Annotated in this window: 22 protein-coding genes; 14 read left to right on the top strand and 8 right to left on the bottom strand. The window is 70.6% G+C overall.

What is annotated here, in order from left to right:
- Positions 1–16: 16 nt before the first annotated feature.
- Positions 17–370 (top strand): antibiotic biosynthesis monooxygenase family protein, encoded by a 354-nt coding sequence (locus tag HEP81_RS20795; protein WP_037653414.1) that lies wholly within the window; start codon positions 17–19, stop codon positions 368–370.
- Between the two features lie 15 nt (positions 371–385).
- Here the strand turns inward: HEP81_RS20795 and HEP81_RS20800 are convergent, their stop codons facing one another.
- The 3 genes from HEP81_RS20800 to HEP81_RS20810 are packed head-to-tail and all read right to left on the bottom strand — an operon-like array spanning position 386 to position 2,332.
- Positions 386–793 carry an arsenate reductase ArsC gene (locus tag HEP81_RS20800; protein ID WP_037653412.1) on the bottom strand — a complete coding sequence of 136 codons (408 nt, stop codon included), beginning with the start codon at positions 791–793 and terminating at the stop codon, positions 386–388.
- Positions 786–1,889 (bottom strand): ACR3 family arsenite efflux transporter, encoded by a 1,104-nt coding sequence (gene arsB, locus HEP81_RS20805; protein ID WP_051850000.1) that lies wholly within the window; start codon positions 1,887–1,889, stop codon positions 786–788. Before arsB ends, HEP81_RS20800 begins: the two co-directional genes overlap by 8 nt.
- Positions 1,886–2,332: an ArsR/SmtB family transcription factor gene (locus tag HEP81_RS20810; protein WP_037653411.1), complete on the bottom strand. Its 447-nt coding sequence runs from the start codon at positions 2,330–2,332 to the stop codon at positions 1,886–1,888. The genes arsB and HEP81_RS20810 overlap by 4 nt, the downstream gene beginning before the upstream one ends.
- Positions 2,333–2,442: 110 nt before the next feature.
- Here HEP81_RS20810 and HEP81_RS20815 point away from each other — a divergent pair, with 110 nt between their 5' ends.
- Complete coding sequence (locus HEP81_RS20815) at positions 2,443–2,943, top strand: ArsI/CadI family heavy metal resistance metalloenzyme (RefSeq protein ID WP_037653410.1); 501 nt, start codon at positions 2,443–2,445, stop codon at positions 2,941–2,943.
- Positions 2,944–3,023: 80 nt separating this feature from the next.
- Here HEP81_RS20815 and HEP81_RS20820 read toward each other — a convergent pair whose 3' ends face one another.
- Entirely contained in the window at positions 3,024–3,179 is a 156-nt protein-coding gene (locus tag HEP81_RS20820) for a hypothetical protein (RefSeq protein ID WP_164932557.1), read from the bottom strand.
- A gap of 360 nt (positions 3,180–3,539) precedes the next feature.
- Positions 3,540–4,229, bottom strand: coding sequence for a phosphate signaling complex protein PhoU (phoU, locus tag HEP81_RS20825; protein ID WP_037653409.1), 690 nt, complete (start codon positions 4,227–4,229; stop codon positions 3,540–3,542).
- Positions 4,230–4,453: 224 nt separating this feature from the next.
- Here phoU and phoR point away from each other — a divergent pair, with 224 nt between their 5' ends.
- A complete protein-coding gene (phoR, locus tag HEP81_RS20830; protein ID WP_037653408.1) occupies positions 4,454–5,761 on the top strand; it encodes a two-component system sensor histidine kinase PhoR in 1,308 nt (435 codons plus the stop codon).
- A gap of 5 nt (positions 5,762–5,766) precedes the next feature.
- Positions 5,767–6,438 (top strand): two-component system response regulator PhoP, encoded by a 672-nt coding sequence (gene phoP / locus HEP81_RS20835; protein WP_466386957.1) that lies wholly within the window; start codon positions 5,767–5,769, stop codon positions 6,436–6,438.
- Between the two features lie 191 nt (positions 6,439–6,629).
- Here the strand turns inward: phoP and HEP81_RS20840 are convergent, their stop codons facing one another.
- A complete protein-coding gene (locus HEP81_RS20840) occupies positions 6,630–7,355 on the bottom strand; it encodes a copper chaperone PCu(A)C domain-containing protein (RefSeq protein ID WP_037653406.1) in 726 nt (241 codons plus the stop codon).
- A gap of 613 nt (positions 7,356–7,968) precedes the next feature.
- On the opposite strand from HEP81_RS20840, the gene HEP81_RS20845 reads away from it, so the two are divergent.
- The 4 genes from HEP81_RS20845 to HEP81_RS20860 all read left to right on the top strand — a co-directional run bounded on the left by HEP81_RS20845 (position 7,969) and on the right by HEP81_RS20860 (position 10,583).
- On the top strand, positions 7,969–8,451 hold the full coding sequence (locus HEP81_RS20845) for a CarD family transcriptional regulator (protein ID WP_003953493.1): 483 nt from the start codon (positions 7,969–7,971) through the stop codon (positions 8,449–8,451).
- Between the two features lie 379 nt (positions 8,452–8,830).
- Positions 8,831–9,604 carry a 2-C-methyl-D-erythritol 4-phosphate cytidylyltransferase gene (gene ispD, locus HEP81_RS20850; RefSeq protein ID WP_037653405.1) on the top strand — a complete coding sequence of 258 codons (774 nt, stop codon included), beginning with the start codon at positions 8,831–8,833 and terminating at the stop codon, positions 9,602–9,604.
- A complete protein-coding gene (ispF, locus tag HEP81_RS20855) occupies positions 9,594–10,094 on the top strand; it encodes a 2-C-methyl-D-erythritol 2,4-cyclodiphosphate synthase (protein WP_037653404.1) in 501 nt (166 codons plus the stop codon). The genes ispD and ispF overlap by 11 nt, the downstream gene beginning before the upstream one ends.
- An 84-nt stretch (positions 10,095–10,178) precedes the next feature.
- Positions 10,179–10,583 (top strand): PPOX class F420-dependent oxidoreductase, encoded by a 405-nt coding sequence (locus HEP81_RS20860; RefSeq protein ID WP_037653403.1) that lies wholly within the window; start codon positions 10,179–10,181, stop codon positions 10,581–10,583.
- Between the two features lie 73 nt (positions 10,584–10,656).
- Here the strand turns inward: HEP81_RS20860 and HEP81_RS20865 are convergent, their stop codons facing one another.
- A complete protein-coding gene (locus tag HEP81_RS20865) occupies positions 10,657–11,976 on the bottom strand; it encodes an NsdA family TPR-like regulatory protein (RefSeq protein WP_375139837.1) in 1,320 nt (439 codons plus the stop codon).
- Positions 11,977–12,203: 227 nt separating this feature from the next.
- Positions 12,204–12,332 (bottom strand): hypothetical protein, encoded by a 129-nt coding sequence (locus HEP81_RS42160; RefSeq protein ID WP_274599517.1) that lies wholly within the window; start codon positions 12,330–12,332, stop codon positions 12,204–12,206.
- Here HEP81_RS42160 and HEP81_RS41550 point away from each other — a divergent pair.
- From HEP81_RS41550 to rlmB, 6 genes are all read left to right on the top strand, one after another.
- Positions 12,289–12,600, top strand: coding sequence for an ATP-binding protein (locus tag HEP81_RS41550; protein WP_338058750.1), 312 nt, complete (start codon positions 12,289–12,291; stop codon positions 12,598–12,600). The genes HEP81_RS42160 and HEP81_RS41550 overlap by 44 nt on opposite strands.
- 78 nt (positions 12,601–12,678) lie before the next feature.
- Entirely contained in the window at positions 12,679–12,942 is a 264-nt protein-coding gene (gene tgmA / locus HEP81_RS20875; RefSeq protein WP_037653401.1) for a putative ATP-grasp-modified RiPP, read from the top strand.
- Entirely contained in the window at positions 12,942–13,907 is a 966-nt protein-coding gene (gene tgmB / locus HEP81_RS20880; RefSeq protein WP_037653400.1) for an ATP-grasp ribosomal peptide maturase, read from the top strand. Before tgmA ends, tgmB begins: the two co-directional genes overlap by 1 nt.
- Positions 13,904–15,028 carry an ATP-grasp peptide maturase system methyltransferase gene (gene tgmC, locus HEP81_RS20885; RefSeq protein ID WP_037653399.1) on the top strand — a complete coding sequence of 375 codons (1,125 nt, stop codon included), beginning with the start codon at positions 13,904–13,906 and terminating at the stop codon, positions 15,026–15,028. Before tgmB ends, tgmC begins: the two co-directional genes overlap by 4 nt.
- A 95-nt stretch (positions 15,029–15,123) precedes the next feature.
- On the top strand, positions 15,124–16,524 hold the full coding sequence (gene cysS / locus HEP81_RS20890) for a cysteine--tRNA ligase (protein ID WP_037653398.1): 1,401 nt from the start codon (positions 15,124–15,126) through the stop codon (positions 16,522–16,524).
- A 101-nt stretch (positions 16,525–16,625) separates the two neighbouring features.
- Positions 16,626–17,570 carry a 23S rRNA (guanosine(2251)-2'-O)-methyltransferase RlmB gene (rlmB, locus tag HEP81_RS20895; RefSeq protein WP_037653397.1) on the top strand — a complete coding sequence of 315 codons (945 nt, stop codon included), beginning with the start codon at positions 16,626–16,628 and terminating at the stop codon, positions 17,568–17,570.
- Positions 17,571–17,609: the final 39 nt, after the last annotated feature.

Below are 17,609 nucleotides of genomic sequence, written 5' to 3' on the forward strand. Positions count from 1 at the left end.
GACGCACAGTGACGTCATGAGTGATCAATCAGAGGCGGCTGTCGCGCCTGTCGAGGCCTTCGAACCGCCGTACTACGTCGCCGTGTTCACCGCGGTCCCGACCGAGGACCGGAGCGGCTACGGCGAGACCAACGCGCGCATGGAGGACCTGGTGAAGGAGGTCCCCGGGTATCTGGGGGCGGACCACGCGCAGACTCCTGGGGGGTTGTCCATCACCGTCGGGTACTTCCGTGACGCGGAGGCCCTCACCCAGTGGCGGAGCAATGCCGAGCACCGTGCGGCGCAGGAGCGTGGGCGAGCCGAGTGGTATCAGAGCTACACGCTGCATGTGGCGAAGGTGGAGCGGAGTCACGGGTTCAAGCGGGCGTAGGTCCCGGAAGCGCCGTTACGACGTCTGCGTGAGCTCGGTGAGCAGGTCCCGGACCCGGCGTTCGATCTCGTCGCGGATCGGGCGCACCGCTGCGACGCCCTGGCCGGCCGGGTCCGGCAGCTGCCAGTCGAGGTAGCGCTTGCCCGGGAAGACCGGGCAGGTGTCGCCGCAGCCCATGGTGATGACCACGTCGGAGGACCGGACGGCGTCGACCGTGAGCACCTTGGGGATCTCGGCCGAGATGTCGATGCCCGCCTCCGCCATCGCCGCCACGACGGCCGGGTTGACCGTGGCGGCGGGGGCGGAGCCGGCCGAGCGGACCTGGACGTGGTCGCCCGCCAGGTGGGTGAGGAAGGCGGCGGCCATCTGGGAGCGGCCGGCGTTGTGGACGCAGACGAAGAGGACGGAGGGCAGGTCAGGCACGGGTGGGGGCTTCCTGAGCGGTGAAGTGGCGGCGGGTGCGCAGCGCGACGTGGACGAGGGCGATCAGGGCCGGTACCTCGATCAGGGGGCCGACGACACCGGCGAGGGCCTGGCCGGAGGAGGCGCCGAAGGTGGCGATCGCGACGGCGATGGCCAGCTCGAAGTTGTTGCCCGCGGCGGTGAAGGCCAGCGTCGTGGCGCGCGGATAGTCCAGGCCGATGACACGGGCCAAGGCCATCGAGCCCGCCCACATGACGGCGAAGTAGACCAGCAGCGGCACCGCGATACGGGCGACGTCCAGGGGGCTCGACGTGATGGCGTCGCCTTGCAGGGCGAAGAGAAGGACGATCGTGAAGAGGAGGCCGTAGAGGGCGAACGGGCCGATACGGGGGAGGAGCCGGGACTCGTACCAGGTACGGCCCTTGGTCCGCTCGCCGATCCGGCGGGTGAGGTAGCCGGCGGCCAGGGGGATGCCGAGGAAGATGAGGACGCTGCGGGCGATCTGCCATGTCGACACGTCGAGGTCCGTCCGGGCCAGGCCCAGCCAGCCGGGGAGCACGGACAGGTAGAACCAGCCGAGCGCCGCGAACGCGATGACCTGGAAGACGGAGTTCAGGGCGACCAGGACGGCGGCGGCCTCGCGGTGGCCGCAGGCCAGGTCGTTCCAGATGATCACCATGGCGATGCAGCGCGCCAGGCCCACGATGATCAGTCCGGTGCGGTAGGCGGGCAGATCCGGCAGGAACAGCCACGCGAGCGCGAACATCAGTGCCGGGCCGACGACCCAGTTGAGCAGCAGGGACGGCACCAGCAGACGGCGGTCGCGGGTGACGGTGCCGAGGCGGTCGTAGCGGACCTTGGCCAGCACCGGATACATCATCACGAGCAGGCCCAGGGCGATCGGCAGGGACACCCCGGTCACGGTCACCTCGGCCAGCGCGCCGCCCAGGCCCGGGACCAGGCGGCCGAGGCCGAGCCCGGCGGCCATCGCGGCGAGGATCCACAGCGCCAGGTAGCGGTCGACGAAGGAGAGCCGCCCCGCCACGTTCCCCTCGGTCGCGAGGGCGGTCACGGGGGTGGGCGCGGGGGTGGTCATGAAGCGGCGCCGTCGGGGGCGGGCGCGCCGGTGGGGCGCGTCAGGATGGCCGCCAGGCGGTCGGTCATCTCCTGGACCAGCCAGTAGTAGACCCAGGTGCCGCGCCGCTCGCAGTCGATCAGACCGGCTTCGCGCAGCAGCTTCAGATGGTGCGAGACCGTCGGCTGGGACAGGTCGAAGGCCGGGGTGAGGTCGCAGACGCAGACCTCGCCGCCCGCCCGTGAGGCGATCATCGACAGCAGGCGCAGCCGGACGGGATCGCCGAGCGCCTTGAACACCTTCGCCAGCTCCGCGGCCTGGTCCCCGTCCAGGGGAGCGGTGAGCAGTCCGGGGCAGCAGTCGGCGCTTCCGGAGACGTCGGCGGTTCCGGAAGCGCTGGAGGTTCCGGAGGTTCCCGCGGTTCCGTCGGTCTGGTCGAGCAGCACCAGGTCTTGATTCGACATGTGTCTATGTTGACAGGCTTCGATGCAGCGCGCAATCTTGCATCGACAGTTATCGATTCAGGCGTCGTGGAGGTCGTGGGCGCCGAACGCAACCGGATGGGAGTTCCACCATGTCCCGTGCTCAACTCGCCCTGCGTGTTCCCGACCTGGAGGCGTCGGTCGCCTTCTACTCGAAGCTGTTCGGCACCGAACCGGCCAAGCGGCGGGAGGGATATGCCAACTTCGCCATCACCGAGCCCCCGCTCAAGCTCGTCCTGATCGAGGGCGGCCCCGGCGAGGAGACCCGGCTGGACCACCTGGGCATCGAGGTCGAGTCCACCGGTCAGGTGAGCGCCGCCACCGCCCGCCTCAAGGACGCCGGCCTGGCCACCTTCGAGGAGAACGACACCTCCTGCTGCTACGCCCTCCAGGACAAGGTGTGGGTGCACGGCCCCGGCAAGGAGCCGTGGGAGGTGTACGTCGTTAAGGCCGACGCCGACACCCTCGGCAGGAGCGCCGACCCCGAGGTCCGCCCCGAAGCCCACCCCGAGGTCCGCCCCGAGGCCGCGGCCGACGGCTGCTGCGCCCCGCGGGCCACCGCACCGGCCGCGCCGTCGGACTGCTGCGGCTGAATCCGGTCGTACGAGCGTCACGGCACGCGGAAAGGGCCGGTGCGAAGGGAGTTCGCACCGGCCCTACGACGGCTCTGCCGTCAGCCGCACTGGCAGGGCGCGCCCGACTGGCAGCCGCAGCCGCAGCCGGAACCACAGCCGCACGCGGCGATCAGCGGCAGCCCCCTGATCTCCGCGGGCTGCTCGGTCTCGCGCTCCTGCGTGGGGTCGGGGGTGGTGCTGGGGGAGTCGGTCATGGGTCCCTCCTAGACGCCGGGGCCTAGTTGCCGGGGCAGGCATGCCCTCACCCATTTCATGCCCAACCGACCGGGCGCATCAACGGCGCACGGAGGCGTCGTACATGACCCGTCGTCCCGTCCCGGCTCCTCGCCGACGGAACTTGGTCCCTGGTCCCTGCTGCCTGGTCTCCGGCACCCGGCCGCCGCATCGCGGACCGTCACTCCAACGACCGTACCGAACCCGGCACTTGGGCCAGGCCCGGCACCCGCGCCGAGCCCCCGCCCGAGCCCACCCCGACCCGGGCCCACGCGGACCCGATCCCACCCCGCCCCGGGCCCACCCTCACCCGAGCCCCGGCCGAGCCCGCCCGGCCAGGGTTACGCCCCCTCCACCCCCGTCACCGGCTGGATGTCCGACTGGATCTCGTCCGCGTGCTCACCGGTCACCAGGTACACCACCCGCTTGGCGACGGCGACCGCGTGGTCGGCGTAGCGCTCGTAGTAGCGGCCGAGCAGGGTGACGTCCACGGCCGTCTCGATGCCGTGCTTCCAGCGGTCGTCGATGAGGTGCTGGAAGAGGGTGCGGTGCAGCAGGTCCATCTCGTCGTCGTCCTGCTCCAGCTGGAGCGCGAGGTCGACGTCCTTGGTCACGATGACCTCGGCGGCCTTCGCCATCAGACGCTGCGCGAGCTGGCCCATCTCCAGGATGGTCGCGTGCAGGTCCTGCGGGACGGCACGCTGCGGGAAACGCAGCCGGGTCAGCTTCGCCACATGCTGGGCGAGGTCGCCGGAGCGCTCCAGGTCGGCCGACATGCGCAGCGACGTGACGACGATGCGCAGGTCCGTCGCCACCGGCTGCTGCCGGGCCAGCAGGGCTATCGCCCGGGCCTCCAGGCCGTGCTGGAGCTCGTCGACCTTCTGGTCCGCCTCGATCACGCTCTCGGCGAGCTTGAGATCGGCGTCCAGCATGGCGGTCGTGGCGCGTCCGATCGCCGAGCCGACCAGCCGGGCCATCTCCACCAGACCGTCGCCGATCGAGTCCAGTTCCTCGTGGTACGCGTCCCGCATCAGGGTTCCCTCTCGTATACGTGCTTCCGGGGGTCGTTGTCCGGGGGCCCGGCGGCAGAACCGGCGGTGCGAACCCCACGCTCCCACGTTGTGCCCCGTACGCGTCCGTTTCCGGCTTCCCAAATGAACCGGTACTGGCCCCTAGGTGAACTCTGGGCGACGAGTGTTCGAGGTCGCACCCGATCGGCTGTGGGCAGGTCGGCCACCATGCCTAACCTGGGTGCATGGACGTGAACGCGGCGGTTGCCGCAGCGGCAGCGATCGCCGGGGTGCTCACCGGTGTCATCGCCATGCTGGCGTTCCGCTGGAGCGAACGCGACCAGAAGCGACCGACCAGGACTTCCTTGCACACCGATCCCGTACTCCCGCCCGGCGTGGACACCGTTCTCTCGGTGCTCCGCTCCTCCGCAGTGGTCCTCGACGAGGCCGACGCCGTCGTCAAGGCCAGCTCCGCCGCCTACGCCCTCGGGCTGGTGCGCGGAGGCAAACTCTCCATCGAGCCCATGCTCCAGATGGCCCGCGACACCCGGCGTGACGGTGAGATACGCCAGGTCGAGCTGGATCTGCCGCGGCGCGGCAGCGGACGCGGCGAGGCCCTCGCCGTCTCCGCGCGGGTCGCGCCGCTCGGCTCCCGCCTGGTCCTGCTGCTGGTCGAGGATCTGACCGAGGCCCGCCGGATCGAAGCCGTACGACGCGACTTCGTGGCGAATGTGAGCCATGAGCTGAAGACTCCGGTCGGCGCGCTCTCCCTGCTGTCCGAGGCCGTCATGGACGCCTCCGACGACCCCGAGGCCGTGGAGCGCTTCGCGGGCCGTATGCAGATCGAGGCGACCCGGCTGACCAACCTGGTGCAGGAGCTCATCGACCTGTCCCGGGTGCAGAACGACGACCCCCTGGAGGACGCCGAGTCCGTCCAGGTGGACGAGCTGGTCGCCGAGGCCGTGGACCGCTGCCGCCACCAGGCCGGCACCAAGCAGATCACCATGGCCACGAATGTGGGTGTGCCCGAAGGGCTCGATCAGGGTGGTGGCGGGCGACGGGAGGGCGGCACCGCCGGCCTGCATGTCTGGGGCAACCGGGGTCAGCTGGCCGCCGCCCTCGGCAATCTGGTCGAGAACGCGGTGAACTACTCCCCGGCCCGCACCAGGGTGGGCATCGCCGCCCGCCGGGTGAGCGCCCCCGGGGGTGACATGATCGAGCTGGCCGTGACCGACCAGGGCATCGGCATCTCGGACAAGGACAAGGAGCGCATCTTCGAGCGCTTCTACCGCGTCGACCCGGCCCGCTCCCGGGCCACCGGCGGCACCGGCCTGGGTCTCGCCATCGTCAAGCACGTGGTCGCCTCGCACGGCGGGGAGGTCACGGTCTGGAGTGCCGAAGGCCAGGGCTCCACCTTCACCCTCAGGCTGCCGGAGGCGGCCGCCGCCCGCGACCGCGCGCTCCAGCACCCGGACCCCGGCCTCGACGACGAGGCCGGTCCCACCGAGCCATCCCCGTACGAACCGCTTCCCTCCCCGGAGGTCCTTCCGTGACCCGAGTGCTCGTCGTCGAGGACGAGGAGTCCTTCTCCGACGCTCTGTCCTACATGCTGCGCAAGGAGGGCTTCGAGGTCGCCGTGGCGGCCACCGGACCCGACGGCCTCGACGAGTTCGAGCGCAACGGCGCCGACCTCGTCCTGCTCGACCTGATGCTGCCTGGCCTGCCCGGCACCGAGGTGTGCCGCCAGCTGCGCGGCCGCTCGAACGTCCCCGTGATCATGGTGACCGCGAAGGACAGCGAGATCGACAAGGTCGTCGGGCTGGAGATAGGAGCCGACGACTACGTCACCAAGCCCTTCTCCTCCCGTGAGCTGGTCGCCCGCATCCGCGCGGTGCTGCGCCGCCGCGGCGAGCCGGAGGAGGTCACCCCGGCCGCGCTGGAGGCCGGTCCGGTCCGTATGGACGTCGACCGGCACGTGGTGACGGTCGGCGGCGCCAAGGTCGACCTCCCGCTCAAGGAGTTCGACCTGCTGGAGATGCTGCTGCGCAACGCCGGCCGGGTGCTGACCCGGATGCAGCTGATCGACCGGGTCTGGGGCGCCGACTACGTGGGCGACACCAAGACCCTGGACGTCCACGTCAAGCGCCTGCGCGCCAAGATCGAGCCGGACCCGGGCGCCCCGCGCTACCTGGTGACGGTGCGCGGCCTGGGCTACAAGTTCGAGCCGTAAACCGAAGGCCGTCGTCGATCGAGGGCCACGGACGACGTGAAGGCCGTGACGCGAAGGGCGGCACCCCCGAGGGGGTGCCGCCCTTCGCGTTGTCGCCCGTGGGCCCCTGCCTACGGCAGCTCGGCGGCCGATCGTACGACCGCTCGGCCGCCGGGATCGTACGACGGCTCAGCGGCCGGTCGTACGGCGGCTCAGTGACCCGCGCCGACCGACTGCGAGGCCGAGTCGCTCGGGGTCGTGCCCGTACCGGTGGTGCCGGTGGTACCCGTGGTGCCCGTGGTGCCCGTGGTGGCGGTGGTGCCCGTGCTCGCGCTCGACGAGGGGTTCGCCCCGTCGTGCTTGCCCGGCTTGGCGCTGCCGGAGGCGGTGGCGCCGGGAGCCGGGGAGCCGGTGGGGGCGGACGGGACCTTGGAGGGGCCCCACTTGTCGAAGTAGCTGGTGGCCGGGACCACGAAGGCGCGCAGGCTCACCGCGCCGGACTTGCTGAAGGTGAAGGTGACCGGCTGGGCATTGCCGTCCTGCACGCTCTGGTGGCCGCCGGGGATCTCGGCGGAGGCGTTGTTCGGACCGCCGAGGACCAGGGAGCCGTGCGCCGGGACGGTCAGGCTGCCGCCCTTGGCCGGGGTCAGCTTCACGGTGTCGCTGGTGCCCGGGATGCTGATCGACTGAAGGGTCTCGTTGTCGTTGCCCGTGTTGAACAGCGTCGCGGAGACCACGGCCGGGCCGGTCGCCTTCGGGTCCGGCTGGGTGATGACCAGGGCGTTCTGGACCTTGATGTCGCCGACGCTGGTCGCCGCGTTGTCCGGCTTGACCTCAAGGGTCTGGGAGTCGTTGCCGGCGCCGCAGGCGGCGAGGGAGGCGATCGAGAAGGCAATGGCAGAAGCGGCGAGGGCGCCGCGTCGAAGGCTGCTGCTCACGGCGGCGGCAACTCCTAACGCAGGGGCGGCTTCCTTGTAAAGCCACCCTAAGTGTCTGTCAGCGGCTTCAGGTTACCGAGCCGTTCCCGCGTGATCGCACCCGACCCTCCCCCTGGCGCCGGGCTTCCCGCCAGTGGGGGTACGCGGCCCGTGACAACGCCTCACGCGTCTCAGCAGTCACAACGGTCTCTTCGGCCACTTTGCCGAGAGCGCGGTACGCCATTCGCATAACCGCGCGCAAAATTTCCGTGAAGGAATGTACGGCGCCTCGAAATTGATCAACGGATCACCCGTCCGGCCGTCACTGATCAATTTTGGAAACGGCCCACATGGGCCCGCAGCCTCCGAACGGAGTAGCGGAAGTCGTACGCTGGGAACCGGACAAATCGGGATGTTCATCCACTTGGGGAGTGTGCGTGAGGTGTGTGACGTACGCGTTTCGCCCTGTCCGGACAGCCCCTCCCACCTGCGAATACCCGCTTCCGGAGGGTCTTCGCAGCACGTTCCGGTTGCTGTTGTCAAGCCCCGAGATATGCCCTGACCTGCGAAAACGCCATTCAGAAGACGTCGTATCCGTGTTACCCTGGATAGCCACGGAAGGGGTACCTGTCACATGACGTTCAAGGTTGGCGACACCGTGGTCTATCCCCATCACGGGGCCGCGCTGATCGAGGCTATCGAAACTCGCCAGATCAAAGGCGTGGACAAGACCTACTTGGTGCTGAAGGTCGCCCAGGGTGACCTCACGGTGCGTGTGCCAGCGGACAATGCGGAGTTCGTCGGTGTGCGTGATGTGGTCGGTCAGGACGGACTGGACCGGGTCTTCGAGGTGCTGCGCGCGCCGTACGCCGAGGAGCCCACGAACTGGTCCCGTCGCTACAAGGCAAACCTGGAGAAGCTCGCCTCCGGCGATGTCATCAAGGTCGCGGAAGTCGTGCGTGACCTGTGGCGTCGCGAGCGTGAGCGCGGACTGTCCGCCGGTGAGAAGCGCATGCTCGCCAAGGCCCGCCAGATCCTGGTGAGCGAGCTGGCTCTCGCGGAGAACACGAACGAGGACAAGGCCGAGGCCCTGCTCGACGAGGTGCTCGCCTCCTGACATGCCCGTGCCGTGGGCGGCGAACCCCGGTCAACGGCTGATGTTCTGATCGGTCCTGCCCCTCGCCCCCACTCCCCGCACGCTCACTCAGTGCTCTCGCACATCTCAGCCACATTCTCAGCACAGCGAAAATGCCGCGGTGCCCGATGACACTCGATTCTGTCGCCGGGCGCTGCGGCATGTCCGTCCCCGCGGCGCCGTCTGTGGCGTACCCCCCGGAAAGCCCCTGAAAACGGAAGCGGGCCCCCGATACTCGATGTGCCGGGCCGGGTCGCACGGCTCGACCAGGGTCACGGAAAGGGTCCGGTCAAGGCGTCGCGCCCGGCACTGCTGAAGGCCATACCCACCTAGGTCGAGCACACAAACCTGACAGGAACCGATGTCTGACGAATCGCGTCCCTCGCCCGCCGGGCCGCCCTCCGCGCCCGCGCAGGCCCCCGTCGCCGCCGTCATTCCCGCCGCCGGCCGCGGCGTACGGCTCGGACCGGGCGCGCCCAAGGCGCTGCGGGCGCTCAACGGCACGCCGATGCTCATCCACGCGGTCCACTCGCTGGCCGCGTCTCGCCATGTCTCCCTCGTCGTCGTGGTCGCCCCGGCGGACGGCCCCACCGAGGTGAAGTCGCTGCTCGACGCGCACGCGCTGCCCGAGCGCACCGACTTCGTGGTGGTGCCCGGCGGTGAGAGCCGGCAGGAGTCGGTGGCGCTCGGCCTCGCGGCCGTACCGCCCGAGTACGGCGTCGTCCTCGTCCATGACGCGGCCCGCCCGCTGGTCCCGGTCGACACCGTCGACGCGGTGATCGAGGCCGTACGCGACGGCGCCCCGGCGGTCGTCCCCGCGCTGCCGCTGGCCGACACCGTCAAGGAGGTCGAGCCGGCCACCGAGCCCGGCGCGCCCGAGCCGGTCGTGGCCACGCCGGAGCGGGCCCGGCTGAGGGCCGTGCAGACGCCGCAGGGGTTCGACCGGGCGACGCTGGTGCGCGCGCACGAGACCGTGACCGAGGACGTCACGGACGACGCGAGCATGGTGGAGCAGCTCGGCCTGCCCGTGGTGACGGTTCCCGGCCACGAGGAGGCGTTCAAGGTGACCCGCCCGCTGGACCTGGTCCTCGCCGAGGCGGTCCTGGCCCGCAGGAGGCTCAACGATGGCTACTGAGGCTGCTGGGGTGATGCTGCCCCAGGTCGGCATCGGCACCGACATCCACGCCTTCGAGGAGGGCCGCGAGCTGTGGTGCGCCGGCCTGAAGTGGGAGGGCGAGGGGCCGGGCCTGGCCGGGCACTCCGACGCGGACGTGGTCGCGCACGCCGCCTGCAACGCGCTGTTCTCCGCGGCCGGGCTCGGTGACCTCGGGCAGCACTTCGGCACCGGGCGGCCCGAGTGGTCGGGCGCGCCGGGGGTCACGCTGCTCACCGAGGCCGCGCGGATCGTGCGCGCGGCGGGCTTCGTGATCGGCAATGTCGCCGTGCAGGTGATCGGCCCCCGCCCGAAGATCGGCAAGCGGCGCGACGAGGCCCAGAAGATCCTCTCCGAGGCGGCCGGCGCACCCGTGTCGGTATCCGGCGCGACGACGGACGGCCTCGGTTTCCCGGGGCGCGACGAGGGGCTGATGGCGGTGGCGACGGCACTGGTGGTGCGGGCCTCCTGAACTCGGCGGCGTCCTGGTGCGGGTGAGCCGAGGGCGTGCGAGGGTACCCGGAGAGTCACCGTCCGCGCCCTTTCGGAGGTACCCATGTCCGCCACCCTGTCCGACCGGCTCAAGTCCCTGCTCGACAGCAAGGTGTTCATCGTCGTCGGCACCGTCCAGCCCGACGGCAGCCCGCAGATGTCCCCGGTCTGGGTGAAGCGCGACGGCGAGCAGCTCCTCTTCTCCACCACGGCCGACCGCCGCAAGAAGCTGAACCTCGACCGCGACCCGCGCGTCACCGTCGTCGTCATGAACCCCGAGCAGCCCTACGAGTACGCCGAGATCCGCGGCACCGCCGAACTGACCACCACCGGCGGCCAGTCCCTCATCGACGACCTGAGCCTGAAGTACACGGGCAAGAAGTACGCCGAGTTCAACCCGGAGTCCTCGCAGGACGCGGAACGGGTGGTCGTACGGATCACCCCGCGCAAGGTGGTCGGGCGGCTCTGAGGTCTTCACCCTCGTCCGTCGGACACCAGCCGGTGCCCTCTTCCGGGTGGAAGGAGGGGCGCCGCCCTGTCGGTCAGGCTGCCGTTTTCTGCCGGGCCGCGTCGCGGGCCCGCGTTTCCAGTGCGCGTACGACCGGTAGCGATCCGTACGGCCGGATGGACGTTTGCAGGGTGGTGAAGTGCTCGTCACCCCGCGCACTGCTGACGCCGGCGTAGTCGTCGAGGAACGTGTCCCACTCCCGGCATGCCTCCTCCACGTGCCGCATCTCCATGAGCCGGGTGGCAAGGAGACCGGTTGCGTGCACGCGGCCCTGCCGCTCGCCGGAAGGCCGGGCCTTGTTGGACCGGCGCAGGGCTTTGACCGACCCGGGCCGGTCTCCGAGTTCCCACAGGACGTGGGCGACGTGGAACTCGTAGGCGGCGCGATCGTATCCGCCGATGTGGTCGTTGCGGCCGTCGGCCTGCGAGAGCGCCTCTTCGGTTTCCCGGAGGCGGTCGAACGCCTGCCGCCGGTCGCCGACCATGGCCGCTCCGTGCGCCTGCTGGCCGCGCAGGAACGCCACCAGGCGCGGTCCTGAGGCCGGAGCGGCTTCCGCGGCCGAGTCGGCGAGTTCGAGGGCCTTCGGGCCGTAACCCAGGTTCGAAGCCTGCAATGCCATACCGCGCAGGGTGCGGCAGTACGTCACATGGTCCTCGGCGGCGCCGGCGAGCTTCAGCGCCGTCATGTAGTACCGCTGGCCGACGCCATGCTGGCGCTCGTACATGGCCATCCACCCGGTGAGGTACGTGAGATCCGAGGCCGCGGCCCGCATCGCGCGCTTCACCTCGTGTGTTCCGTCCGCACGCAGATAAGGCCCCACGGTATTGACGAGGAATGCCGCTGCCATGGGACGGGCATGGCCACCCCCGAGGTCGTCGAGGATGTCGGCGATCCGCTCCGTCATCCGCTTCACGGTCTCCACGTCGGACCGGCCGATACGGGTGGTGCGACCGGCTGATACATGATCTGTCCGGCCTGCGATGTCGTCGTAACGGGGGATGGCCAGTGCCGCCGAGTACAGGCCCGCGCCGAGCACGGCGCGCCGGGATGGGTCCATGTCCGCCCTTCCAAGGTCGACGATTCCCGACACCGTGGCCGGGGGCCCGGCGGTGTCGCTGTCCCAGCCGAGTTCCGCCGACGTTACGGGCCGCGCGAGCAGACGTGAGAGCGCTTCGGTGACGGCAGGGCGCGCTTCTCTCTTCGGCCGGTGGCCTTTCAACCACTGCGAGACGGCCGTTTTGGTGTAGGTCAGGCTGAGACCGAGTTCGGCGCCGGCGGCATTGACTCGGCGTGCCAGCTGGTCGTTCTGGATGTTCCCCTCTCGCATCAGCGCCGCCAGGACGTCGTTCGGCATGAGTGACTGTCGTCCCATCGTGACCCCCGAGCGTGTGCAACCTGTGCAACTCACCGTCCACTGTGCTCGCTTACCCATGGTCGCGCACAGGTGTTGAGTGATTACCGGCCGCTCGGCACTCACTCCCGGAGGGCTTGGCGGGCAGAAGACGACGAAGAGGCGACGATGACCACGACGGCTCGCTCAACACCATCTGTCCTGCGGCCTCTGACGGGGCCCGTACCCGGCTACGCGCAGACGTTGCCTCTCTGCCCCTCGTCGGTGGCGGTGGCGCGGACAAGCGCCCGTACCACGCTGGTGTGTTGGGGGCTGGTGGGCATGACGGACGACGTCGTGTTGGTCGTCTCGGAACTCATGACGAACGCGGTGCGACACGCTCGCCCGTCCTGTGCGCCGCCGGAGAGGCCGGGCAACTGCCGTCTGACGCTGGAGCGTCCCGGGCCAGGAACGGTGTGGGTGTCGGTCGCGGACTCGTCGGGGCGACGGCTCGTACGCCGGGAGCCTGCCGACGGCGCGGAGTCCGGTCGTGGGCTGGCGGTGGTGGACGAGCTGGCGGCCCGTTGGCTGGTACGGCCGTCCCGCACCGGTAAGACCGTCTGGGCCGAGCTACTGGCCGACGCGTGAGAGGTGGCGTCGTCACTGATCATCCGGAACCCCGGCGGTGGGTTTCGCTGCCGGACCGTTCGAGAAGCGAGGAGACTCATGCAGCGCTCAGCATCACCGGATCAGGTCAAGCCCTGGGGACTCGGACGCATGCGGCCCTACCCCGCGGCGGCGGTCCTTCCCGCCGCCCGGCCGATTCTCGATCCGGGCACGCAAGTTCCCGCCTGGGTCGGCCCCGACGGGATGCCCCTGGCGGTGGAGGCCAGGCACAAGCGCTCGGAGACGTCGCAGGAGACGAGCACGAAGACCAGTCTGGACGGCACTCCTGACCAGGGCAGCGACCAGAGCGGGGACACCGACTGATGGCCCCGGGTGGGCCGCCCGTCCTCGTCGTAACGCGTCTGGACGACGCCACCGCGGACGGCGTGATCAGCGAACTGAACCTGCGCCGCGTGCCGGTGGTCCGTCTGGACCCCGGCGACTTCCCCACCGACATCCGCCTGTCGAGCACCTTCGACAGCATCGGACCCCGTGGCACTCTCGCCACTGCCTCCCGAACCCTCGACACGGGGAACGTCCGCTCGGTGTACTGGCGGCGGCCCACCCCCTACACCGCCGACCGCGCCATGGACGACATGGCGGCACGATGGGGCGTCGAAGAGGCCCGCTACGGACTCGGCGGCATCCTCGCCGCCCTTCCCGGTGCCCGCTATCTGAACCACCCATGGCGCAACCGGGACGCTGAGTACAAACCGGCGCAACTGGCCACCGCCGCTGTTTGCGGCTTCACCGTGCCACCCACGCTCATCACCAACGACCCCGACCGTGCCCGCGCATTCACCGCCGAGCACGAGCCTGTGATCTACAAGCCGCTCCGGGAGACCGAGTACACCGACAGCACCGGCCGCGCCCTGACGGTCTGGATCGATGACGTCACCCCCAGCCAGATCGACCAGCGGGTACGCCACACTGCCCACCTCTTCCAGCGGCGCGTCGGCAAGATCGCCGACATCCGCCTGACCGCTGTCGGTGACCACCTCTCCGCCGTCCGAATCAGCGGCTCGTCCGGGATCGACTGGCGTCGTCATTACGACCAGCTCACCTATACCCCCGTACCGGTCCCGCCCGAGATCGCCGAGAGCGTCCGCGCCTACCTCGATGCCTTCGGGCTCGTCTTCGGAGCCTTCGACTTCGGCCTGGACCACGACGGTCGGTGGCATTGGTACGAGTGCAACCCGAACGGCCAATGGGCCTGGTTCCCCGACCGCATCACCGCCCCCATCACCCGCGCCATCGCCGACCACCTACAGCACGGAGCTCCCGCATGACCGACTCCGAGGATCTGCGCCGCCGACTCGCGGCCGCTGTCCCCGTGGACGACCCGGCGTGGCGCACCGCCCTGGAGACCGTGCCCCGCGAACTCTTCGTCGGCGACGGTCTGTTCCGCTTCGACGGCCGCCACTGGATGCCCCTCCACCGCGACCGGACCGACCCCGCCGAGTGGCTGCGCCTCGTCCACCAGGACACCACCTGGGTGACCCAGGTCGACGGCATCACCGCCGCTGACGCCACCGGCACGGTCACCGGGCGCCCCACCTCGTCCAGTACGCTGCCCTCCCTGATCGTGCGCATGCTCGATCTCGCGCGCATCGGCGACGGCGACAAGGTGCTGGAGATCGGCACCGGGACCGGTTACTCCACCGCCATCCTGTGCGCTCGCCTCGGCGACGAGAACGTGTACTCCATCGAGTACGACCCGCACCTCGCGGCCGCGGCGGCCGAGCGCATCCATTCGGCCGGCCACCGTCCCACTCTCCTCACCGGTGACGGCCTCGCCGGGTACCAGGGCGGCGCCGAGTACGACCACATCGTGGCCACCTGCGCCGTGCGCCACATCCCCCCGGCCTGGCTCCACCAGGTACGCGACGGCGGCACCATCACCGCTGCCGTCGGTGGGTGGCTGCCGGCTTCCGGGCTCGTCCGTCTCACCGTCCACGACGACGGAACGGCCACCGGGCGTTTCCACGCCGACCAGATCAGCTACATGCTTGCCCGCCCCCATGAACGACCGCCTCGCCCCACGTTCCGCAAGAACCCCGGCCGCACGCGCTCCACCCGTGTGCGGCCCGCGCTCCTGGAGGACTGGACCGGGCAGTTCCTGGCCCAGCTGGCCGCGCCGTCCGCCGAACTCATGACCACCGGTGAGGACGTGATCCTGGTGGACGTCGCCACCGGGTCCCAGGCATGGACCGAGCCCGCGGGGGAGGGGTGGACCGTGCACCAGCACGGTCCCCTCCAGCTGTGGGACCAGGTGGAAGGCGCCCTCACCACCTGGCGGAGCGCGGGCTCACCCACGCTGTCCGACTTCGGCATGACGGTGGAGGAGAACGGCACCCAACGGGTCTGGCTCGGCAGCCCCGAAGGGCCGTCCTGGAGCCTGCCCGTCTGAGACCCGTGGACGGCGGCGCCCCGTTTCACAGCCCGGAGCGGGACAAACAGGGGAAGGGGCGTGAGGCACTGGGTCGCGCCCACTACTCTGGAGTGGTGACTATTCGCCTGTACGACACCAGCGCCCGGCAGATTCGTGACTTCGACCCGGTCAAGCCGGGCTGTGTCTCGATCTACCTGTGTGGTGCCACCGTGCAGGCGGCCCCGCACATCGGGCACATCCGCTCGGGCCTCAACTTCGACATCATGCGCCGCTGGTTCGAGTACCGCGGCTACGAGGTGACGTTCGTCCGGAATGTCACCGACATCGACGACAAGATCATCACCAAGGCCCGGGAACAGGGCCGCCCGTGGTGGTCCATCGGCTACGAGAACGAGCGGGCGTTCAACGACGGCTACACCGCCCTCGGCTGCCTCCCCCCGACCTACGAGCCCCGCGCCACCGGCCATGTCACCGAGATGGTCGAGATGATGCGCACCCTCATCGAGCGCGGCCACGCCTACGAGGCCGACGGCAGCGTCTACTTCGACGTCCGCTCCTGGCCCGACTACCTGGAGCTGTCCAAGCAGGATCTGGACGAGATGCGCCAGCCCGCCGAGGAGGGCATCACCGGCAAGCGCGACCCCCGCGACTTCGCCATGTGGAAGGCCACCAAGCCGGGCGAGCCCGACTGGGAGACCCCGTGGGGCCGCGGCCGCCCAGGCTGGCACCTGGAGTGCTCGGCGATGGCCCACAAGTACCTGGGCTCCGCCTTCGACGTGCACGGCGGCGGCCTGGACCTGATCTTCCCGCACCACGAGAACGAGATCGCGCAGGCCAAGGCCTTCGGCGACGAGTTCGCCCGGTACTGGGTGCACAACGCCTGGGTCACCATGAGCGGCGAGAAGATGTCCAAGTCGCTCGGCAACAGCGTGCTGGTCTCCGAGATGGTCAAGAACTGGCGCCCCATCGTGCTCCGCTACTACCTGGGCACCCCGCACTACCGCTCGACCATCGAGTACAGCGAGGAGGCCCTGCGCGAGGCCGAGGCCGCCTTCGGCCGGATCGAGGGCTTCCTGCAGCGCGTGACCGAGCTGGCCGGCAAGACCGTCGAGCCCGCCGCCGAGGTCCCGCCCGCCTTCGCCGAGGCCATGGACGACGACCTGGGCGTCCCCGGCGCCCTCGCCGTGGTGCACACCACCGTCCGCCAGGGCAACAGCGCGCTCGCCGCCGACGACAAGGACGCCGCGGTCGCCCGCTCCGCCGAGGTCCGCGCCATGCTCGGCGTCCTGGGCCTGGACCCGCTGGACGAGCAGTGGGCCGGCGCGTCCGAGGAGAGCGAGGACCTGCACGGGGTCGTCGACAGCCTCGTACGGCTCGTCCTCGACCAGCGCGAGTCCGCCCGGGCCCGTAAGGACTGGGCCACCGCCGACGCCATCCGCGACCAGCTCGCCCAGGCCGGCCTGGCCATCGAGGACAGCCCGCAGGGCCCGCGCTGGACGCTGAGCGCGCGGTAGCCCCACCGCGGGCGACCCTTGATCGATTGTGCCGCCCGGCCCCCCGGGCGGCACACTGCATAAGACGTACGTACGAACAAAGCTCACGGAACAGGTGACTCATGGCCGCGAACAACCGCCGCATGTCCGGCAAGAAGGGCGCGCAGGTCGGCAGTGGCGGCCAGCGGCGCCGGGGCCTGGAGGGCAAGGGCCCGACCCCGCCCGCCGAGATGCGCAAGGGGCACGTCAAGCAGCGCGCCGCCGCCGCGAAGGTCCGCCGCGCGCAGGGCGGCCGCCCGCAGCCGCGCCGGGGCGGCGGCAAGTCGGCGTCCGAGCTGGTCGTCGGCCGTAACCCGGTGGTCGAGGCGCTGCGCGAGGGCGTCCCCGCGTCGACCCTCTATGTGCAGCAGTTCATCGACAACGACGAGCGCGTCCGCGAGGCCCTCCAGCTCGCCGCCGAGCGCGGTGGCATCAACCTCATGGAGGCGCCGCGCCCCGAGCTGGACCGGATGACCAACGGCCTGAACCACCAGGGTCTCGTCCTCCAGGTCCCGCCGTACGAGTACGCGCACCCCGAGGACCTGCTCGACGCCGCCGCCGACGAGGGCGCGGACCCGCTGGTCGTGGCGCTCGACGGGGTCACCGACCCGCGCAACCTCGGCGCGGTCGTCCGCTCGGTCTCCGCGTTCGGCGGCCATGGCGTGGTCGTGCCCGAGCGCCGCTCGGCCGGTATGACCGCCGGTGCCTGGAAGACCTCCGCCGGTGCGGCCGCCCGTACCCCGGTGGCCCGCGCCACCAACCTCACCCGCGTCCTGGAGCAGTACAAGAAGGCGGGCGTCGCGGTCGTCGGTCTGGCCGCGGACGGCGAGGCCGAGCTGGGCGAGCTGGCGGCCCTGTCGGGTCCGGTCGTGATCGTGGTCGGCAGCGAGGGCAAGGGCCTGTCCCGGCTCGTCGGCGAGACCTGCGACTACCGCGTCCGCATCCCGATGCCGGGCGGCACCGAGTCCCTCAACGCCGGTGTGGCCGCGGGCATCGTGCTCTACGAGGCCGCCCGCAGGCGGAGCTGACGGGAGCGGCGTGGCCACCGAAGCGCCACGCCGACGGGT

Source organism: Streptomyces griseofuscus (assembly GCF_014673495.1).
Lineage (GTDB): Bacteria > Actinomycetota > Actinomycetes > Streptomycetales > Streptomycetaceae > Streptomyces > Streptomyces murinus.